This window comes from Mesorhizobium sp. M0854 (assembly GCF_040319815.1).
Taxonomy (GTDB): domain Bacteria; phylum Pseudomonadota; class Alphaproteobacteria; order Rhizobiales; family Rhizobiaceae; genus Mesorhizobium.
On record NZ_JAMYOL010000001.1, the window covers coordinates 141,483 to 160,268 of the forward strand.

Annotated in this window: 18 protein-coding genes; 16 read left to right on the plus strand and 2 right to left on the minus strand. The window is 63.7% G+C overall.

Translation table 11 applies throughout. The features are described from left to right. Nucleotides 1–127: 127 nt before the first annotated feature. Nucleotides 128–919 carry a cyclase family protein gene (locus NKH99_RS00640; protein ID WP_352540480.1) on the minus strand — a complete coding sequence of 264 codons (792 nt, stop codon included), beginning with the start codon at nt 917–919 and terminating at the stop codon, nt 128–130. 117 nt (nt 920–1,036) lie between these two features. Between NKH99_RS00640 and NKH99_RS00645 the strand changes: the two genes are divergently transcribed. The 16 genes from NKH99_RS00645 to NKH99_RS00720 all read left to right on the plus strand — a co-directional run bounded on the left by NKH99_RS00645 (nt 1,037) and on the right by NKH99_RS00720 (nt 17,951). Further along, nucleotides 1,037–2,611, plus strand: a complete 1,575-nt coding sequence (locus tag NKH99_RS00645) for a phytoene desaturase family protein (RefSeq protein ID WP_353011980.1) — start codon at nt 1,037–1,039, stop codon at nt 2,609–2,611. A gap of 107 nt (nt 2,612–2,718) precedes the next feature. After that, nucleotides 2,719–4,245 (plus strand): ABC transporter substrate-binding protein, encoded by a 1,527-nt coding sequence (locus NKH99_RS00650; RefSeq protein WP_353011983.1) that lies wholly within the window; start codon nt 2,719–2,721, stop codon nt 4,243–4,245. A gap of 70 nt (nt 4,246–4,315) precedes the next feature. Further along, entirely contained in the window at nt 4,316–5,323 is a 1,008-nt protein-coding gene (locus tag NKH99_RS00655; protein WP_353011986.1) for an ABC transporter permease, read from the plus strand. Beyond that, nucleotides 5,316–6,164, plus strand: coding sequence for an ABC transporter permease (locus NKH99_RS00660; RefSeq protein ID WP_353011989.1), 849 nt, complete (start codon nt 5,316–5,318; stop codon nt 6,162–6,164). The genes NKH99_RS00655 and NKH99_RS00660 overlap by 8 nt, the downstream gene beginning before the upstream one ends. Next, on the plus strand, nt 6,161–7,051 hold the full coding sequence (locus NKH99_RS00665) for an ABC transporter ATP-binding protein (protein ID WP_353011992.1): 891 nt from the start codon (nt 6,161–6,163) through the stop codon (nt 7,049–7,051). Before NKH99_RS00660 ends, NKH99_RS00665 begins: the two co-directional genes overlap by 4 nt. Beyond that, nucleotides 7,044–7,874 (plus strand): ATP-binding cassette domain-containing protein, encoded by an 831-nt coding sequence (locus NKH99_RS00670; RefSeq protein ID WP_353011995.1) that lies wholly within the window; start codon nt 7,044–7,046, stop codon nt 7,872–7,874. The genes NKH99_RS00665 and NKH99_RS00670 overlap by 8 nt, the downstream gene beginning before the upstream one ends. A 79-nt stretch (nt 7,875–7,953) precedes the next feature. Continuing rightward, entirely contained in the window at nt 7,954–8,553 is a 600-nt protein-coding gene (locus NKH99_RS00675; RefSeq protein ID WP_023676837.1) for a VOC family protein, read from the plus strand. A gap of 143 nt (nt 8,554–8,696) precedes the next feature. Further along, complete coding sequence (locus NKH99_RS00680; RefSeq protein WP_353011999.1) at nt 8,697–10,991, plus strand: bifunctional salicylyl-CoA 5-hydroxylase/oxidoreductase; 2,295 nt, start codon at nt 8,697–8,699, stop codon at nt 10,989–10,991. Then, on the plus strand, nt 10,988–11,761 hold the full coding sequence (locus tag NKH99_RS00685) for an SDR family NAD(P)-dependent oxidoreductase (RefSeq protein WP_353012002.1): 774 nt from the start codon (nt 10,988–10,990) through the stop codon (nt 11,759–11,761). The genes NKH99_RS00680 and NKH99_RS00685 overlap by 4 nt, the downstream gene beginning before the upstream one ends. After that, nucleotides 11,755–12,225, plus strand: a complete 471-nt coding sequence (locus NKH99_RS00690) for a MarR family winged helix-turn-helix transcriptional regulator (RefSeq protein ID WP_023676834.1) — start codon at nt 11,755–11,757, stop codon at nt 12,223–12,225. The genes NKH99_RS00685 and NKH99_RS00690 overlap by 7 nt, the downstream gene beginning before the upstream one ends. Beyond that, on the plus strand, nt 12,222–13,034 hold the full coding sequence (locus NKH99_RS00695; RefSeq protein WP_353012005.1) for an enoyl-CoA hydratase family protein: 813 nt from the start codon (nt 12,222–12,224) through the stop codon (nt 13,032–13,034). The genes NKH99_RS00690 and NKH99_RS00695 overlap by 4 nt, the downstream gene beginning before the upstream one ends. 224 nt (nt 13,035–13,258) lie before the next feature. After that, complete coding sequence (locus NKH99_RS00700; protein ID WP_353012008.1) at nt 13,259–14,407, plus strand: acyl-CoA dehydrogenase family protein; 1,149 nt, start codon at nt 13,259–13,261, stop codon at nt 14,405–14,407. Between the two features lie 72 nt (nt 14,408–14,479). Next, complete coding sequence (locus NKH99_RS00705) at nt 14,480–14,875, plus strand: RidA family protein (RefSeq protein ID WP_352820829.1); 396 nt, start codon at nt 14,480–14,482, stop codon at nt 14,873–14,875. A gap of 178 nt (nt 14,876–15,053) precedes the next feature. Then, nucleotides 15,054–15,845: an ABC transporter substrate-binding protein gene (locus NKH99_RS00710; RefSeq protein WP_352743125.1), complete on the plus strand. Its 792-nt coding sequence runs from the start codon at nt 15,054–15,056 to the stop codon at nt 15,843–15,845. Nucleotides 15,846–15,954: 109 nt separating this feature from the next. After that, nucleotides 15,955–16,629 carry an amino acid ABC transporter permease gene (locus NKH99_RS00715; protein WP_292656040.1) on the plus strand — a complete coding sequence of 225 codons (675 nt, stop codon included), beginning with the start codon at nt 15,955–15,957 and terminating at the stop codon, nt 16,627–16,629. Between the two features lie 29 nt (nt 16,630–16,658). Continuing rightward, a complete protein-coding gene (locus tag NKH99_RS00720; RefSeq protein ID WP_352540468.1) occupies nt 16,659–17,951 on the plus strand; it encodes a cysteine desulfurase-like protein in 1,293 nt (430 codons plus the stop codon). Here the strand turns inward: NKH99_RS00720 and NKH99_RS00725 are convergent. After that, nucleotides 17,882–18,754 carry an NAD(P)H-dependent oxidoreductase gene (locus NKH99_RS00725; protein WP_353012012.1) on the minus strand — a complete coding sequence of 291 codons (873 nt, stop codon included), beginning with the start codon at nt 18,752–18,754 and terminating at the stop codon, nt 17,882–17,884. The genes NKH99_RS00720 and NKH99_RS00725 overlap by 70 nt on opposite strands. Between the last annotated feature and the right edge of the window lie 32 nt (nt 18,755–18,786).

An 18,786-nucleotide genomic window follows, 5' to 3' on the forward strand; every position in this document is an offset into this window, starting at 1 on the left:
GGAGTTCAATTGCAGAGATTGGCGCTCTACGGCGCCGTAGAGCCGCAGCTTTGCAAGGCTGCCGCTCCCACTCCGTCACCACAGTGCCACTTCCACACATGATCTTCTCCCGAAGACCGCAGCTACCCTATTGCCTTGGCACCAACGCCAACGCGCGGATCGGGCTGCCGGTGCCGTGCTCGATCTTGAGCGGCGCCGCGATCAGGATCGCGCCTTTCGGCGGCAGCCGGTCGAGGTTGCAAAGGCTGGCGAGACCGTAGCGGTTAGCCTTGTGCATCAGGCTATGCGCCGGGAACGGCGGCTCCATTCCCCCTGCTTTTCCAGCATCCGTGCCGATCGTCTCGCTGCCCCAGCCCTTGATGTCCTTGCTAATCAGATACTGGATGGCTTCGGCGGTCGGGCCAGGCGTGTGCGGTCCGGTCTCATTGGCGTTGAGGAACTCGGCTTCCGAGCCGTTGCGCTTATACCAGTCGGTGCGCATCACCACCCACTCGCCGGGGTTGATAGCGCCATGTTCGGCTTCCCATGCCTTGATGTGATCGACGGTGAGCAGGAAATCGTGATCGGCTGCCGCTTGCTTGGAACAGTCGATGACGTTGACGGGTCCGACGAAGTTCTGCGCCGGAATGGTGTCGGTGGCGCCGTCCGGATAATCCTTGCCGGTGATCCAGTGGTTGGGCGCGTCGAAATGCGTGCCCGAATGCTCCCCGAGCTTGAGCCAGTTCCACGCCCACCACGGACCGTTCTTGTCATAGGCGGAGATGGCGTGGATCTCGATCTTCGGCGTGTCGACCGCCAGTTCCGGCGGCAGCTTGATCAGCGGTGTGTCGGGCCCGAGCGGCGCCGTCAGGTCGACCACCTGAATGGCGCCTGAAAGCAGCTGGCCGGCGACTTCGCCTAAAAGTTGTTGTGTGTCCATGGTCTCTGTTCCCTCTTTCTCGATGGTGCTGAAGGCTCTCGCGGCCCTTAATATCCTACTAGACGAAAACATATGCATCTGCAATTATCTTTAAGCATAAAGGAAATGGGACGGGGCGTGAGCGAGTTCGACGCCATATTTGTCGGGGCAGGCCACAACAGTCTGGCATGCGCCGCGCATCTGGCGCTCAAAGGCTGGAAAATCGCAGTTTTCGAGCGTAATGCAACGATCGGCGGCGCCGTTCAGACGCGCGAATTGACGCTTCCGGGCTTCCGGCACGATTTCGGCGCGATGAATCTCAGCCTGTTCGCCGGCTCGGCCTTTCACAAGAAATATGCAAATGAATTGAAAACCCACGGGCTGGAATTCGTGCCGGTGGCCGACTGTTTTGCCAGCGCCTTCCCCGACGGTCGCTGGTTCGGCGTCAGCAGCGACCTGGAAGTGACCGCCTCGCGCATGGCCGCTTTTTCCGACGCCGACGCACAGACATGGCGCCGTCTGGTTGCGGCATTCCCGGCGGAGGCCGAGCATCTGTTCCGGCTGCTGGGCTCGCCGATGAGCGGCCGTGCGCTCGCCGGCACCGCCTGGAACCTCTGGCGCAAGAAGGGTTTTGCCGGCGCGCTCGATACAGGTCGGTTGCTGCTTTCGTCACCCCGCGCCTGGCTCGAGGATACTTTCGAGTCACCGCATGTCAGGGCGACGCTGGCCACCTGGGGCATGCATCTCGATTTCGCGCCTGACATCGCCGGCGGCGCGGTGTTCCCTTACCTCGAATCCATGGCCAACCAGTGCTTCGGCATGGTGCTCGGCAGAGGCGGCGCCGACACGATTATCCGCGCTTTGTCGGGCATGCTCACGGCCGCCGGCGGCAAGATCGTCACTGGGGCTGATGTCGCCGAGATCACGGTTTCGGCCGGCAAAGCGACCGGCGTGCGGCTCACTTCCGGCGAGACCCACACCGCCACCAAGGCCGTCATCGCCGGTGTCGCGCCCAAGGCGCTGACCGGGAAACTGTTGCCTAACGGATCCGGCGACACCGGCTTCGACACGGCCGTGAAAAAATTCCGCCACGCGCCGGGGACGTTGATGATCCATCTGGCGCTCGACGACCTGCCGGACTGGCGCGCCGGTGCCGAGCTTCGGCAGTTCGCCTATGTGCATCTGTCGCCGTCGCTCGATGCCATGTCCTGGACCTATCAGCAGGCGATGTCAGGGGTGCTGCCGGACGAACCGGTGCTGGTCGTCGGCCAGCCGACGGCCGTCGATCCCTCGCGCGCGCCGGACGGCAAGCACGTACTTTGGGTGCAGGTGCGCATGCTGCCAGCCGAGATTGCAGGCGATGCGGCGGGCACGATCGCGGTGGGTCACTGGGACGAGGCTAGGGAGCACTACGCCGAGCGCGTCCTCGACATTATCGAGCGCTATGCGCCCGGCCTTCGTCGGAAGATCCTCGGCCGCGCCGTGTTCTCGCCCATCGACCTCGAACGCGAGAACCCGAACCTTGTCGGCGGCGACCAGATCTGCGGCAGCCATCATCTGGCGCAGAATTTCCTGTTCCGGCCGGCGCGCGGTTACGCTGGCTGGAACACGCCGGTCGGCAATCTGCACCTGACCGGGGCGGCAACATGGCCCGGCGCCGGCACCGGGGCGGCGTCGGGCTTCATGCTCGCGCAACAACTTGGCGGGAGGTAGGCTCCATTTTTCATCTAGGGTGAAGGAGGACAAGGCGCGGTTGCCCAAGGAGCCTGAACCCACCGATTGACAACGACACCGCGCATAAAAGCAACAGGGGAACGACCATGACAATCAACAGACGAGAATTGCTCGGATATGGCGCGGCCGCACTTGGCGCCACGGCGCTCGGCCTGCCGCAAATCGCCAGGGCTGCCGGCGAACTGACCATCGCCTACAATGTCAATTTGCCGTCCTGGGACCCGACCACCGGGCCTTCAGCGGTCAACCCGACCATCCAGGGTCTGTACCAGTCGGTGTTCGACCAGTTCATCCCGCAGAAGCCGGATCTTTCTTTCGCGCCCGGCCTGCTCACCGAATGGGGCTGGAACGAGGGTCGCAGCAAGATCATGATGACGGTGCGCGAGGGCGTCACCTGGCATGACGGCTCGCCATTCACGGCCGAAGACGTGGTCTGGTCGCTGCAGCGGGCGGGCGATGAAAAAACCGGCAACCCGATCCAGTTCGTCTGGAAGAACGTCAGCAACTTCAAGATCGACGGCAACAAGATCACCGGCGACGTCGTGCAATTCGACCCGGTGTATTTCAAGTGGATGTCGTTCCTGACCGGCTACATCATGCCGAAGGCCTATTACGAAAAGGTCGGCGCCGAGGGTTTTGAGAAAGCCCCGATCGGCACCGGGCCCTACATGGTCGACAAATTCGAGCGCAACGCCTTCCTGCGGCTCAAGGCCAACCCGAACTACTGGGGCGGCAAGCCGGCCTTCGAGAACGTAACCATCAAGTTCGTTACCGATGCGGCGAGCCGCGTCGCCGAGATCGAGTCCGGTTCCTCGCAGGTGACGCTGGAAATCCCCTATGAGGAGTATGACCGCCTGATCGCCAAGGATGGACTTGCCGGCTCATGCAAGAACGTTTCCGACATCGGCATGATCTTCTTCAACGACATCGACGTGATGCTGGACAAGAACGTGCGCCAGGCGGCGGTGATGGCGGTCGACAAAAGGCTTTTGGTCGACCGGCTGCTGCGCGGTTACGGCCAGCCCATCGATACGCTGGAGACGCCGGAATACGCGGCCTACGATGCGTCGATCAAGGTGGAGCACAATCCGGACAAGGCCAAGGAACTGCTGGCCGCCTCCGGCTATTCGCCTGAAAAGCCGGTCAAGTTCACGATACAGACGACGAAGGGCTTCAAGCCCAAAGATTACGAGATGATCCAGGCGATCGTCGGCATGTGGCGCAAGGTCGGCATCGAGGCGACGATCGAGGTCTACGAGATCGCCAAGCACTACGAGCTGCGCGCCGCCGACAAGCTGGCGCCGGCGGCCTTCTACAATTGGGGCAATGCCATCGGCGATCCCACCACGTCGACCGGCTTTGCCATGTATGGCCCGAGCCCGCATTCGGTGTGGGACAGCCAGGACCTGATCGACATGATCAACCCGCTATGGGGCGAGAAGGACGAGGCCAAGCGCATTGCCGGCTGGAAGGCCGTCGACAAATACATCGCCGAACAGGCCTATGTGCTGCCGCTGATCCAGTATGCGCAGCCGATCGTGCATGCCAAGGGCGTCAATGTCGTGCAGCATGTGTCCGGCGCGCTGTTGCCGGCGCTGATGAGCCCGGCCTGAGATCAGCCCAGGACTAACGCGCGCCGTCTGCAACCACGGCGCGCCTTTTCCGCCAGGCATACAGGCGACCATGCTGCTGCAAAGATTCCTGATCCGTCTTCTGACCATGGCGATCACGCTGTTCGGCGTGGCGATCGTCGTCTTCATCGTCATCCGTGTCGCGCCGGGCGACCCGATCGCGATGATGCTGCCGCCCGGCGCGACCGATGCCGACATCGCTCGGCTGCGCGCGCTTTACGGGCTGGACAAGACCATCGTCCAGCAATTTTTCATCTGGCTGGCAGGTGTCGTCAGGGGCGATTTCGGCACTTCGATTTCGCTCCGGCAGGATGTTCTGGGCCTGGTCTTCAACCGCCTGCCGGCGACGCTGGAACTCGCGATCGTCGCGCTTGTGATGGCGCTGGCGATCGGCGGCACGACGGCGATCCTCGGCGCGCGCGAACGCGGCACCGCGGTCGAAGCCGGCATCGACATCGCCAGCGGTGCGGCGCTCTCGATTCCCGATTTCCTGTGGGGTTTGGTTCTGATCCTTTTGTTCGGCGTGCTGGTGCCTATCTTCGACATTTCTGGCCGGGTGTCGCCGCAACTCGATCTGCCCTTCGTCACGCAATTCTATCTGTTCGAAAGCATCGTACGGCTGCGCTTCGACCTGACCAGGGACCTGCTGGCACACATGCTGATGCCGGCGATTGCGCTGGCGCTGCCACTGGCCGCGATCATCTCGCAGCTGCTGAAACAGTCGCTGAAGGAAGTGCTCGACCTCGACTACGTCGTGCTGGCGCGGGTAAAGGGCTTTTCGGAAACGCAGGTCATCCTGCGCGAGGCGCTCAAGAACGCGGCCCTGCCGACGCTGACGCTGGTCGGCGTGCAGTTCACCTTCCTCATCGGCGGCACGGTCATCGTCGAACGACTGTTTTCCTATGAGGGTCTCGGCAACATGGCGATCGATGCCGTCATCAACCGCGACCTGCCGCTGATCCAGGGCATCGTGCTGGTGTTCGCGCTGTTGTTCGTGCTGATCAACCTCAGCGTGGACATGATGTATGCGCTGCTTAATCCGAGGCTGCGCCATGGATGAGGCCCGCATTTCGAGACATGGCTCGCGGGCACGCCTGTGGCTGGCCGGCGGCTGGCTGGTGATTGCGCTGCTGGCCGCGATTTTTGCGCCGTTGGTCGCGCCGCAGGACCCACTGGCGCAGGATTTGATGCTGGAGCGGCTGCCGCCGTTCTGGCTGAGCGGTGCTGAGCCCGGCTACTGGCTCGGCACCGACAGCCTCGGCCGCGATCTTCTGTCCCGGCTGATCTTCGGTGCCCGCATCGCCTTCATCGTCGCCTTCGCGGCAGCCCTTGCCGCCTGCCTGGTCGGCTCGACGCTGGGGCTGGTCGCCGGCTATTTCGGCGGCTGGGCCGACCGCATCATCTCGCGCATCGTCGATGTCTGGATGGCGTTTCCGCCGGTGCTGTTCGCCATCCTGCTGGTCGCCGTGCTCGGCACGGGCTTAAGCTCAGTCATCATTGCCATTGCCGTCATCGACTGGACGCGCTTCTGCCGGGTGATCCGCGCCGAGACGATGGGCCAGTCGCGCATGGACTATGTCGAGAACGCCCGCATCGCCGGCTACGGCCGCATCGGCATCATGCTGCGCGAGGTGCTGCCCAATGTGGTGCCGTCGATCGTCGCGCTGCTGTCGCTGGAGATGGGCATTGCCGTCATCGTCGAGGCGATCCTGTCCTTCGTCAATCTGTCGATCTCGACCGATGACCCGACCTGGGGCGGCATCATCGCCGAGGGCCGCCTGTCGATCCATCAGGCCTGGTGGGTGCTGGTGTTCCCGCTGGTGACGCTGATCCTGACGGTGCTGTCGTTCAGCCAGTTTGGCGAGGGCCTCAGGGCACGTTTCGATCCGGTGCTGCGATGAACGCGCTGGCGAAACCCTGCCTCGACATCCGCAGCCTTAGCGCGGTGCTGCCTAATGGCTTGCGCGTGCTGCGCTCGGTGTCGCTCGCCGTCGAGCCCGGCGAGGTGCGCGCGCTGGTCGGCGAGAGCGGCGCCGGCAAGACGATGATCGGCAAGGCGGTGCTCGGCGTGCTGCCGCCGAGCGTGCGCATTGTCGAAGGCGACATGCTGCTGGAGGGCGAGGACCTCGGCAAGCTTCAGCCAAAGGCAAGGCGCACGCTGATCGGCGCGCGCACCGCGCTGATCCCGCAAGACCCGCTGACCGCGCTCAACCCGTCACGCCGCATCGGCCCGCAGATGACCGACCGGCTGGTGCGCATCCTCGGCTGGAGCGGTGAGAAGGCCGATACACGCATCCGCCAATTGCTGGACGAGGTGCAGATCCGCGACCCCGAGCGTGTCCTCAAAAGCTATCCGCACGAGCTGTCCGGCGGCATGCGCCAGCGCGTGCTGATCGCCGCGGCGTTTGCGGCCGAACCAAGGCTGATCGTCGCCGACGAGCCGACCACGGCGCTCGACGTGACCGTGCAGAAGCAGATCCTGCGGCTGATCGCGCAGCTGCAGCGCGAGCACCGCACGGCGATCCTGTTCGTCACACATGATCTCGGCGTCGTCGCCAAGATCAGCCAGAAGGTCTCGGTGCTCTATGCCGGCAAGGTGGTCGAGGAGGCCGAAACGGCCGCTCTCTTCGCCGCTCCGCAGCACCCCTACACACGAGCTCTGATGGCCGCGACGCCACGCTATACCGACCCCTTCGCCTCGCTGAAGCCGGTGGACGAGGCGGTGCTGGCCGGGCTTGCTTCGGAGATCGCCGCCGCCGATCAGGCCTGGAGGCGCCCGCATGGCTGAGCCGCTGTTTTCCGTGCGTGGGCTGAAGGTCGCGCTGCCCGACATGACGCGCAAGCCGCTGATCGGCCGCGCGCCCTTGGCCGAGATCCTGAAAGGGCTGGATTTCGACCTGCCAAAGGGATCGGTGACCGGCATGGTCGGCGAATCCGGCTCCGGCAAATCGACGCTTGGCCGCGCGTTGGTGCGGCTTCTGGAGCCCAGTGCCGGCAACGTCATCTTCGACGGCCGCGACATCACCCATTTGCCTGAGGCCGAGCTCCGGCCGCTGCGCCGCAATCTGCAGATGATCTTCCAGGATCCGATGTCGTCGCTCAATCCGCGCCGCACCATCTTCAGCATCATCGCAGCACCGCTCAAGCAGAACGGGCTTGGCGACAATCTCAAGGGGCGTGTCGCGGAGGCATTGCAGCGCGTCGGCCTGCCGCAAAGTTTTGCCAGCCGCTACCGCCACGAACTGTCGGGCGGCCAGCGCCAGCGCGTCGGCATTGCCCGGGCGCTGGCGCTGTCGCCGAAATTCGTGCTGGCCGACGAAATCGTCTCCGGCCTCGACGTGTCGACGCAGGCGCAGATCCTGACCCTGCTGGAAAAACTCGCCGCCGAAATGGGCCTGACTGTCGCCTTCATCAGCCACGATCTGTCGGTCATCCGGCGGCTGTGCCGGCAAGTGATCGTCATGCGCGAGGGCGTGATCGTCGAGGCTAGTGCGACGGATACTTTGTTCGAGCAGCCGCAGCAGGGCTACACGCGCGATCTCCTCGCCGCCATTCCGCTGCCCGAGATCGATGATGCCTGGCTACTTCCCGCCGCAAAGGCGCCGGCATGAACACATTCCTATTCGCACGCTAAAGAGCGGGCCTCAGGCGTGCACCCGGCAAAATGTCCCGCGATGGAGGATGACTGACATGAAGAATGCAATCCGCTACGCAGTGCTCACCGCCACCGTGCTGGGAGGCATCGGCACGGCTTACGCCAGTTCCATTCCCGGCATGCGTGGCCACGACCACACCGGCGTCACCGTCCCCGACATGGAGCAGGCGGTCGATTTCTTCACCGAGGTGGTTGGCTGCAAGAAGGCGATGTCGTTCGGCCCGTTCGCCGACGACAAGGGCACATTCATGCAGGATCTGCTGGGCGTCGATCCCAAGGCGGTGATTGAGGAGATCACCCTGGTCCGCTGCGGACACGGGTCGAACATCGAGCTGTTCAAATACACCGCGCCGGACCAGAAGGACCTGACGCCTCGCAACAGCGACATAGGCGGCTTCCATATCGCCTTCTATGTCGACGACATCGCCGCCGCAAAAGCCTATCTTGACGGCAAGGGCGTCAAGACGCGGATGGGGCCGCTGCCGGTTACCGAAGGCCCGGCCGCCGGCCAGACCATCCTCTACTTCCAGGCGCCCTGGGGCTTGCAGTTGGAAGCGATCAGCTATCCCAATGGTATGGCTTATGAAAAAGATGCGGAGACGGTGCTGTGGAGCCCGAAGAACCCGGAAAAATAGCCCGGGGCGTCCCTGGCCTGCGCAAGCCGACTGCCGGCAAGCTGGGTTTCTGGGGCGGATTGTTTCAATCCTGAAACTTCAAGCTTGAATTAATCCGTCTCAGGCGTAAACTCGACAAACAGAAGCGAAGAGGAGATCGCACGATGAAAGTTGCGGTTCTCGGCGGCGGACCAGCCGGGCTCTACTTTGCAATCTCGCTGAAGCTCAGGGATGCCGCGCATGAGGTCACGGTGTTCGAGCGCAACCGTGCCGATGATACGTTTGGCTGGGGCGTCGTGCTGTCGGCCGAAACGCTGGAGAACCTGACCAAAAACGACCCGGTCAGCGCCGTCTGGATCCGCAAGCATTTCGCCTATTGGGACGATATCGCCGTCATCCATGACGGCGTGCGCACGGTCTCGACCGGTCACGGCTTTTGCGGCATTGGCCGCAAGCGGCTGCTCACGTTGCTGCAGCGGCGGGCGCGCGAACTCGGCGTCAAGCTGGTCTTCGAAACCGACATCGCCGATCCCAAGCCATATATGGAGACGCACGACCTGGTTGTCGCCGCCGACGGGTTGAACTCGAAAGCGCGGAGCGCCTTCGTCGACGTGTTCAAGCCCGATATCGACATTCGTAGATGCAAGTTCGTCTGGCTCGGCACCCACCAGAAATTCGACGACGCCTTCACCTTCATCTTCGAAAAGACCGAGCATGGCTGGGTGTGGGCGCATGCCTACCAGTTCGACAGCGATACCGCGACCTTCATCGTCGAATGCAGCGAGCAGACCTGGCAGCGCTTCGGCTTCGGCGCGATGTCGCAGCAGGAATCGATTGCCGTCTGCGAGCGCATCTTTGCCCGCCATCTCGGCGGCCACGCGCTGATGACCAACGCCAATCATATCCGCGGCTCGGCGTGGATCAATTTCCCGCGCGTCTTGTGCGAACGCTGGTCCTACAAGAACCTGGCGCTGATGGGCGACGCGGCGGCGAGCGCGCATTTCTCGATCGGTTCCGGCACCAAGCTGGCGCTGGAAAGCGCGGTGGCGCTGGCCGACTATGTCGAGTCCGAGCCAGACCTCGAGGCCGCCTTTAGCAAATACGAGGACGCCCGCCGCACCGAAGTGCTGAAGCTGCAGTCGGCGGCGCGCAATTCGCTCGAATGGTTCGAGGAGGTCGAGCGCTATCTCGGCCTCGATCCGGTGCAGTTCAACTATTCGCTGCTGACGCGTTCGCAACGCATCAGTCACGAGAATTTGCGGCTGCGCGATGCCGAATGGCTGGCCGGCGCCGAGGAGTGGTTCCAGCGCCAGGCCGGCGCCGGGGGCAACAATCTGCGTCGCGCGCCGATGTTCGCGCCGTTCCGGCTGCGCGGCATGGCGCTGCAGAACCGCGTCGTCGTCTCGCCGATGGCGCAGTACAAAGCGGTCGACGGCTGTCCGACCGATTGGCATTTCGCCCATTACGCCGAACGGGCCAAGGGCGGCGCCGGTCTCCTCTACATCGAGATGACGTGCGTCAGCGCGGAGGGCCGCATCACGCCTGGCTGCCCTGGTTTCTATGCGCCCGAGCATGAGGTCGCCTGGAAGCGGCTGGTCGAGTTCGTCCATGCCGAAACCGAGGCCAAGATCTGCGCCCAGATCGGCCATTCCGGTGCCAAGGGGTCGACCAGGCTCGGCTGGCAGGGAACCGACGTGCCGCTGCCCTCAGGCAATTGGCCCGTCATGGCAGCGTCTTCCGTGCCGTGGTCGCGGGAAAACCAGGTGCCGAAGGCGATGGACCGCGCCGACATGGATATGGTGCGCGACCAGTTTGCCGCTTCGGCCGAGATGGCGGCGCGCTGCGGCTTCGACATGCTCGAAATCCACGCCGCGCACGGCTATCTCCTGTCCTCCTTCATCACGCCCTTGACCAACCGGCGCACCGACTCCTATGGCGGCTCGCTGGAAAACCGCATGCGCTACCCCTTGGAAATCTTTCATGCGGTGCGCGCCGCGTGGCCGGCCGAGAAGCCGATCTCGATGCGCATCTCCGCCAATGACTGGCTGGGCATCGAAGGCGTGACGCCGGCCGATGCCGTAGAGATCGCGCGGCTGCTGCATGAGGCCGGCGTAGACATCTGCGACGTATCGGCCGGCCAGACTTCGGCCGTGGCAACACCGGTCTATGGCCGCATGTTCCAGACGCCGTTTTCCGATCGCATCCGCAACGAGGTCGGCATGGCGACGATGGCGGTCGGCAATATCTATGAGCCGGACCACGTCAACTCGATCCTGATGGCGGGCCGCGCCGATCTCGTCGCACTGGCTAGGCCGCATCTTGCCGATCCGTATTGGACGCTGCACGCGGCCGTAACGCTTGGCGATCGCGGCGTCAAATGGCCGGATCCCTATCTGCCCGGCCGCGACCAGCTCTACCGGCTGGCCGAACGCGAAGCGGCAGCGGGGTTGAAAGTATGAGTGCCGCGGCGACGATTTCGGGGCGTCATGCGCTGGTCACCGGCGGCGGCTCCGGCGTCGGCCGCGCGATCGCGCTGGCGCTGGCCGGCGGGGGCATTGACGTGACCATCTGCGGCCGGCGCGTGGAGCCGCTTGCCGAGGTCGCCGCGGAGAACAAGTCCATCTTCGCCATTGCCGCCGACGTCGCCGACGAGACGTCGATGGCGTCGCTCTACGAGGCAGCGGAAGCGGCACGCGGAGCGTTCGACATCGTCGTTGCCAATGCCGGCATGTCCGGCAGTGCCCCGGCGCAGCGGACCTCGCTGGCAGACTGGCAGCGCACGCTCGACGTCAACTTGACCGGTGCGTTCCTGACGGTGAAGCCGGCGTTGGCCGGCATGGCAGTGCGCAAGACTGGCCGTATCATCTTCGTCGCTTCCACCGCCGGACTGAAAGGTTATCCCTATGTCGCAGCTTACGTTGCCGCCAAGCATGGCGTCGTCGGCCTGATGCGGGCACTCGCCGTCGAGACCGCCAAGTCCGGCATAACAGTGAATGCCGTGTGCCCAGGGTTTGTCGAAACCGAGATGCTGGAGAGCACCGTCCAGCGCATCGTCCAAACGACCGGCCGCTCGTCCGAGCAGGCACGGACAAGCCTAGCGGCGACCAACCCGCAAGGCCGCTTCATCCAGCCGGAAGAAATTGCGGCCGCGGTACTTTATCTGTGTGGCGACGCCGCCCGGTCGATTACCGGGCAGACGATTTCGATCTCCGGAGGTGAGACATGGTAGCCGGTCCCCTGCCCGCCCCGTCCGGACCCGGCAAGGACCGCCTGCGGCTGTGGATACGCCTGCTGCGCGCCTCGCGCACCATCGAGGCCGAGCTGCGCGAACGACTGCGGCAAGAGTTCAACACAACGCTGCCGCGCTTCGACGTGATGGCCGCGCTCTACCGCGCGCCGGAGGGCATGCTGATGAGCGATCTTTCGCGCTTCCTGCTGGTGTCCAACGGCAATGTCACCGGCATCATCGACCGGCTGGTCTCGGAAGGGTTGGTGATGCGGGCCCGACGCAATGGCGACCGCCGCACCTCGATGGTGCGGCTGACGGAAGAGGGATCGAAGATTTTCGCCGTGATCGCCGCCGCGCATGAGAAATGGGTCGGCGAGTTGCTGGGCAATGTGAGCGAGGATGAGGCGCGCCGGCTGACCGGCATGCTGACCTCCTTCCGCAGCAATTGGGAGGGACGGGAATGACGAAGCTGGCCGGCCGCAAGCCGAAGCATTTCCACTGGCAGGTCGAAGGCAAGATCGCAAAGATCCGGCTCGATCGACCGGAGCGCAAGAACCCGCTGACTTTCGACAGTTATGCCGAATTGCGCGACATATTTCGCGACCTTGTCCACGCCGATGATGTCGATGCTGTGGTGGTCCTGCCCAATGGCGGCAATTTCTGCTCGGGCGGCGATGTCCACGAAATCATCGGCCCACTGGTCAAGATGGACATGAAGGCGCTGCTCGCCTTCACCCGCATGACGGGCGATTTCGTCAAGGCGATGCTGAATTGCGGCAAGCCGATTATTGCGGCGGTCGATGGCGTGGCGGTCGGCGCCGGCGCGATTATCGCCATGGCCTCCGATATCCGCATCGCCACGCCCCAGGCCAAGACAGCATTCCTGTTCACCCGCGTCGGCCTTGCCGGCTGCGACATGGGGGCCTGCGCGATCCTGCCGCGCATCATTGGCCAGGGCCGCGCCGCCGAGCTGCTCTATACCGGCCGCACGATGAGTGCCGAGGAAGGCGAGCGCTGGGGCTTCTACAACCGGCTGGTCGATGCCGCAACGCTTGAGGCCGACGCGCTCGACATGGCCGCGCGCATCGTTTCCGGCCCGACCTTCGCCCATGGCATGACCAAGACGCAGCTGAACCAGGAATGGTCGATGGGTCTCGACCAGGCGATCGAAGCGGAAGCACAGGCGCAGGCGATCTGCATGCAGACCCGCGATTTCGAGCGGGCGTACACGGCTTTCGTGGCTAAGGAGAAGCCGGTGTTCGAGGGAAATTGAGATGATCGCTTCCACGCTGGCGGGACAGCACCCCCCTCTGGCCTGCCGGCCATCTCCCCCTCAAGGGGGGAGATTGGATATCAGGCCCGCTTTCGCCAATCTCCAACATCGCAGGGAGAGCCGTGGCAGCGAAGCCGCCAATCGCCCCCCTAGAGGGGGAGATGTCCAGCAGGACAGAGGGGGGCGCCGTGGAGCGCCAGGGCCGGAGAATTGTGGAGGCAGCAATGCCTGACCGTTCCTTCCTCTCCTGGCCGTTCTTCGAGGATCGCCACCGCGATCTGGCGGAGCGGCTGGAGGCATGGTGCGCCAAGAACCTGCCGGTCGCGCATGACGATGTCGACGCCGCCTGCCGCGAGCTGGTGGCCAAGCTCGGCCAGGACGGCTGGCTGAAGCCGACGGCGCTCGACACCGAAAACCCCTCGCCGCTCGACGTGCGCACGCTCTGCCTCACGCGCGAGACGCTGGCCCGGCATGATGGGCTGGCCGATTTCGCCTTCGCGATGCAAGGGCTCGGCACTGGCGCGCTCAGCCTGTTCGGCTCGCCCGACCAGCAGAGCTGGCTGGCGAAGACACGGGCCGGCAAGGCGATTTCGGCTTTCGCACTGTCGGAGCCGCGCTCGGGCTCGGACGTTGCCAATATGGAAATGACGGCTACACGTGACGGTGACAGCTATCTCTTGTCCGGCGAAAAGACCTGGATCTCCAACGGCGGTATCGCTGACTTTTATGCTGTCTTTGCCCGCACCGGCGAAGCGCCCGGCGCCAAGGGGCTTTCCGCCTTTGTCGTGCCTTCCGACACCGAGGGGCTGATCGTTGCCGAGCGGCTGGAGGTGATCGCGCCGCACCCGCTCGCCCGGCTGTCCTTCGACAATGCACGCATTCCAGCCTCGGCGCTGATCGGCAAACCCGGTGACGGTTTTCGCATCGCCATGTCCGTGCTCGACGTGTTCCGTTCGACCGTCGGCGCAGCGGCGCTCGGCTTTGCCCGGCGCGCGCTGGACGAAAGCATCACAAGAGTGGCCGAGCGCAGGCTGTTCGGTGCGCCGATGGCCGAGCTGCAGATGGTGCAGGGCCACATCGCCGACATGGCGCTGGATGTCGATGCCGCCGCGTTGCTGGTCTATCGTGCCGCCTGGACCAAGGACATGGGCGCGCCTCGGGTTACCCGCGAAGCCGCCATGGCCAAGCTGTTCGCTACCGACAAAGCGCAGGAGGTGATCGACAAGGCTGTGCAGCTGCATGGCGGCGACGGCGTCCGCAAGGGCCATATCGTCGAAAGCCTGTATCGCGAGATCCGGGCGCTGCGCATCTACGAGGGAGCGTCCGACGTGCAGAAGGTGGTGATTGCACGGCAAGTGATGGGAGCGGCCTGAGACAGGAGTTTGCGTGAAAATTATTGTCTTCGAGTTTTGAACGACCGGATTTGAGCATTGGGAGGTTTTGACATGCACACCATCCTGCAGCCGGAAGGCTGGGCGAAACCCGTCGGCTACGCCAATGGCGTCGCCGCGCGTGGGCAGCTTGTCTTCGTCGGCGGGCAGGTCGGCTGGAACGGACAGGGCCGCTTCGAGACCGATGAGCTTGTCGGCCAGGTGCGGCAGACGCTGGCCAATATTGTTGCTGTGCTCGCCGAGGCCGACGCCAAGCCGGAACATATCACCTCGATGACCTGGTACTTTACCGACAAGGCGGAATATTTGGCCAATCTCAAGGGGATCGGAGAGGTCTATCGCGAGGTGATCGGCCGGCATTTTCCGGCGATGGCCGCCATGCAGGTGATGGCGCTGGTCGAGGATCGCGCCAAGGTTGAGATCCAGGCCACGGCGGTTATTCCGGAGTGACGGCAACACGTGGCAATTTTTTAAGCTTAAAACTTTCGCCTTGAAAAGCGCGGCACTTTGGATAGCATCCGATGTCTTGCGACTGCCGTGCCGGGAGGGCTTTCCGGCAGTCCCGTCACTTGGCGCATCAAAACCGTGCGGGGCCAAACCCGTCCGATCACAACCAGAGGGAACGAAAATGAACTTCACCCGTCGCAACCTGCTGCTTCTTGCTGCTGCCATCGGCATCGCCGGCGGCCCGGCCTACGCCGAAGGCACGCTGAATGTCGGCGCCTATCCGACCAATCCGCCTTTTGAATACAAGAACGAGAGCGGCACGTTCGAGGGTTTCGAAGTCGACATCATCAATGAGGCGGCAAAGCGTGTCGGCATGACCACAGATATCGCCGATCTCGGTTTCCAGGCGCTGTTCGCCGCCACCACCTCGAAGCGCATCGACGTCGCCATCTCGTCGATCACCATCACGCCGGAGCGGCTGAAGTCTCAGTCGTTCACGCAGCCCTACTATGATTCCGACATGGGCATCGCCGCGAAGGCCGACAGCCCGATCAAGGCCGAGGCCGACCTCAAGGGCAAGATCGTCGGCGTGCTGTCCGGCTCGACCGGCGAAGCCTGGGTCAAGGCCCACCAGGAAGCGGACGGGTTCAGTGACGTCAAGGGCTACGACACGCAGCAGAATTTGCTGCTCGATCTCAGCTCCGGCCGCGTCGATGCGGCGGTCAGCGATATTCCGGGCCTGGAATATTCTTTCACCAGGATGAAGGATCTCGCCGTAAAAGAGCGCATCAAGACCGGCGAGCAGTACGGTCTGATGATGACCAAGGACCACCCGCTGCTCGGCAAGCTGAACGACGCGGTGACCGCGATGAAGAAGGACGGCACGCTGGCCGCGATCCACAAGAAGTGGTTCGGCAGCGACGCACCTGCCGATTCCTCGACCGTCAAGGAAATGCCTATGCCGAAGGCCTGAGCGGCAGTTCGCGCTTAAATGTCGTGCCGGCTTTCGATGCCGGCACGATTTCGGATTTCGGGCTCGGGCTCGAGCGTCGCGGGACGCCAAACGTTTCGGAAATGCTGCGATGTCGCTGCTGGACACCTTCTTCAACGCCGACGTCATGGTCTCCAGCCTGCCGGCGCTGCTGCGCGGTTTCCTGAACACCCTGCTGCTCGGAATCATGAGCATCGGCATCGGTATTCCCGTCGGCCTCGCGATCAGCCTGGTGCGGCTCTATGCGCCAAAGCCGCTTCGGCTGCTGGCTGTCGGCTACATTGACATTTTCCGGGCGATGCCGGTGCTGGTCGTGCTGATCCTGATCTACTATGCGCTGCCGTTCCTCGGCATTCGCCTGTCATCGTGGACGTCCGCGGTGATGGCCTTCGCCATCATCATGGCGGCCTATTCGGCCGAGGTGTTCCGCTCCGGTATAGAGAGCATTCCGCGCGGCCAGTTCGAGGCGGCGCAGGCGCTCGGCCTGCCGTTCTTGCTGACCTTGCGCAAGGTAGTGCTGCCGCAGGCGATCCGCGTCGTCATTCCGCCAATGACCAGCAATTGCGTTTCGATGTTCAAGGATACCTCGCTCGCTTCCACCGTGGCGCTGCCCGAACTGCTGAAGGAAGCGACCAACGCGCAATCGCTCTATGCCAATCCTTCACCGCTGATCGGCGCGGCGCTGGTCTATCTCATCTTTCTCTGGCCGATGGTCCGTCTCGTCAGCCTCCTTGAACGCCGCTTTCAAACCGAAAAGACCCGCTAATCTGTCAGCGCACTTCGCAGGAGACGACCTTGAACCAGCATCAGATTTCGAAAACCGGCGATGCCGCAGCTTTCCCGGTCGAGACGATCCGCGCCATGTTTCCCGCCTTGCAGCAAGCCGGGGACTTCGTCTTCATGGACAATGCCGCCGGCGCGCAGATCCCGCAAAGCGTGCTCGATGCGGTCACCAACCATTTGGTCGCGCATAATGTGCAGCGCGGCGGCCGCTATGGCCGCAGCGTCACCGTCGACCAAGCCGTCGCCGGCGCTCGCGAAAGCGTGGCCTTGCTGATCAACGCCACCAACCCGGCGGAGATCTGCTTCGGCATGAACGCCACTTCGTTCATCCGCCTGGTCAGCCTCGGCATCGGCCAGATGCTTTCCGAGCGCCCAAACGGGGAGCGTGACGAGATCGTCATCACCGACATGGATCACGACGCCAATATCGCGACGTGGCTGGCGCTGGCGCCCGCCGGCGCCAAGTTCAAATGGTGGCGGATGCGCGACGACGGCAATCTGCATGTCGACGATTTGCGCCCGCTGGTCTCAGAGCGCACCCGGCTCGTCGCCTGCACGGTAACGGCGCATTCGATCGGCTCGATTGTCGACGTTGCCTCCGTGGCTGCGATTGCGCATGCGGCAGGCGCCGAAGTGTTCCTCGACTGCGTGCATTACGGGCCGCACGGGCTGATCGATGTGCAGGCCTGGGATTGCGACTATCTCGTCTGCTCCGGCTACAAGAATTTCTCGCCGCATATGGGCTTCCTATGGGGCCGCTTCGAAACACTGAAGCGCTTGCCGACCTTCCGCGAGGATTTCATCCCCGACGAGCCGCCCCACAAAATCGAAGCCGGCACGTTCATCTACGAGAACGTCTCCGGCATGGATGCCGCGGTACGTTACCTCGAATCGATCGGCCGCAATTTCTTGTCCGAGAATAACCGGTCGCGCCGCGACAACATCGTCGCCGGCATGAATGCAATCCGCGACTACGAACAGGTGCTGGCGCGCGAAATGCTGGCGGTGCTCAAGGATTGCGGCGCGACGATCTACGGCGTGGCCGAAGAGGCACGCCTCAGCGAGCGCGTGCCGACCTTCTGCTTCAATGTCGGCACGCTATCGCCGCAGAGGATCGTCGAGGAAATGGCCGAGATGCAGATCGGCATTCGCGACGGCCACATGTATGCGCCGCGTCTGATGAAGCGGCTCAACCTCGGCATGGACAGCGGCGCCGTGCGCGCCTCGCTGGTGCATTACAATACGATCGAGGAAGTCCGGCGCTTCGGCGAGGCGCTGCGCACCATCATCGCCCGGCTGTCCTGATCGGAGTGGGCGGCGGCGCCGGCGCGATCCTCGTGAAGCGCAAAGGCGGTCGCACCCGGGTTCTCCAAGCCGGGGCGCAATTGCATGCTTGGGATCAAGTAATCGCCGCCATTCTGCTGCCGATAACGAATGGGCCGGATTGTCTCGAGCGTTCGCATCCTTTCGCGCAGTCGCTCCGCGACAGGCTCGAAATCCGCCTCCCCGAAACGGTCCACCCTGTAAACCACGAACGGCGGAAGCACGTCGTAGCCCGGATAGTATAGAATCCCGTGATTGATCGGGAACAGCAGGTCGTCGATCGGGCCGTTGACGCCGCGGGCGGAGTAATGCTCTTCCCAGCCGCCTGCGGTCACGATCAGCATTGCGCGCTTGCCGGCGAGCGTTCCCTCACCAAAGCGGTCACCCCACCGCTTGTCGCTGTGCTCGCCAACGCCATAGGCGAAGCCGTAGGCGTACACGCGATCGACCCAGCCCTTGAGGATCGCCGGCATGGCGTACCACCACAGCGGGAACTGGAGGATCAGGGTGTCGGCCCATAGCAGCTTGTCGATCTCGGATTTGACGTCATCGGTCAGAGTGTTGGTCGCAAAAGCCTTTTTGGAGGCGCCGGCCGGCAGCAAGCGTGCTTCGGGCGGCCACGACGGAAAGTCGGCACGGTCCACCTCGGCTTTCCAGCCGTCGGCATAGAGGTCCGACACCCGCACCTCGTGGCCTTGGGCCTCGAGTTCCCTGATGGCGACGTCACGCAGCGCGCCGTTGAGCGAACGCGGTTCAGGATGAGCAAAAACAAGCAGGACTTTCATGGGTCTACTCCGAAGAAGGACGATAGGCACCA

What these genes read in the sequence shown, in the direction of transcription:
- NKH99_RS00665 (WP_353011992.1), top strand. Translation starts at nt 6,161, where the DNA reads ATGAACGCGCTGGCGAAACCCTGCCTCGACATCCGCAGCCTTAGCGCG.
- NKH99_RS00680 (WP_353011999.1), top strand. Translation starts at nt 8,697, where the DNA reads ATGAAAGTTGCGGTTCTCGGCGGCGGACCAGCCGGGCTCTACTTTGCA.
- NKH99_RS00640 (WP_352540480.1), bottom strand. Translation starts at nt 919, where the DNA reads ATGGACACACAACAACTTTTAGGCGAAGTCGCCGGCCAGCTGCTTTCA.
- NKH99_RS00715 (WP_292656040.1), top strand. Translation starts at nt 15,955, where the DNA reads ATGTCGCTGCTGGACACCTTCTTCAACGCCGACGTCATGGTCTCCAGC.
- NKH99_RS00725 (WP_353012012.1), bottom strand. Translation starts at nt 18,754, where the DNA reads ATGAAAGTCCTGCTTGTTTTTGCTCATCCTGAACCGCGTTCGCTCAAC.
- NKH99_RS00685 (WP_353012002.1), top strand. Translation starts at nt 10,988, where the DNA reads ATGAGTGCCGCGGCGACGATTTCGGGGCGTCATGCGCTGGTCACCGGC.
- NKH99_RS00660 (WP_353011989.1), top strand. Translation starts at nt 5,316, where the DNA reads ATGGATGAGGCCCGCATTTCGAGACATGGCTCGCGGGCACGCCTGTGG.
- NKH99_RS00710 (WP_352743125.1), top strand. Translation starts at nt 15,054, where the DNA reads ATGAACTTCACCCGTCGCAACCTGCTGCTTCTTGCTGCTGCCATCGGC.
- NKH99_RS00690 (WP_023676834.1), top strand. Translation starts at nt 11,755, where the DNA reads ATGGTAGCCGGTCCCCTGCCCGCCCCGTCCGGACCCGGCAAGGACCGC.
- NKH99_RS00700 (WP_353012008.1), top strand. Translation starts at nt 13,259, where the DNA reads ATGCCTGACCGTTCCTTCCTCTCCTGGCCGTTCTTCGAGGATCGCCAC.
- NKH99_RS00675 (WP_023676837.1), top strand. Translation starts at nt 7,954, where the DNA reads ATGAAGAATGCAATCCGCTACGCAGTGCTCACCGCCACCGTGCTGGGA.
- NKH99_RS00705 (WP_352820829.1), top strand. Translation starts at nt 14,480, where the DNA reads ATGCACACCATCCTGCAGCCGGAAGGCTGGGCGAAACCCGTCGGCTAC.
- NKH99_RS00655 (WP_353011986.1), top strand. Translation starts at nt 4,316, where the DNA reads ATGCTGCTGCAAAGATTCCTGATCCGTCTTCTGACCATGGCGATCACG.
- NKH99_RS00670 (WP_353011995.1), top strand. Translation starts at nt 7,044, where the DNA reads ATGGCTGAGCCGCTGTTTTCCGTGCGTGGGCTGAAGGTCGCGCTGCCC.
- NKH99_RS00650 (WP_353011983.1), top strand. Translation starts at nt 2,719, where the DNA reads ATGACAATCAACAGACGAGAATTGCTCGGATATGGCGCGGCCGCACTT.
- NKH99_RS00695 (WP_353012005.1), top strand. Translation starts at nt 12,222, where the DNA reads ATGACGAAGCTGGCCGGCCGCAAGCCGAAGCATTTCCACTGGCAGGTC.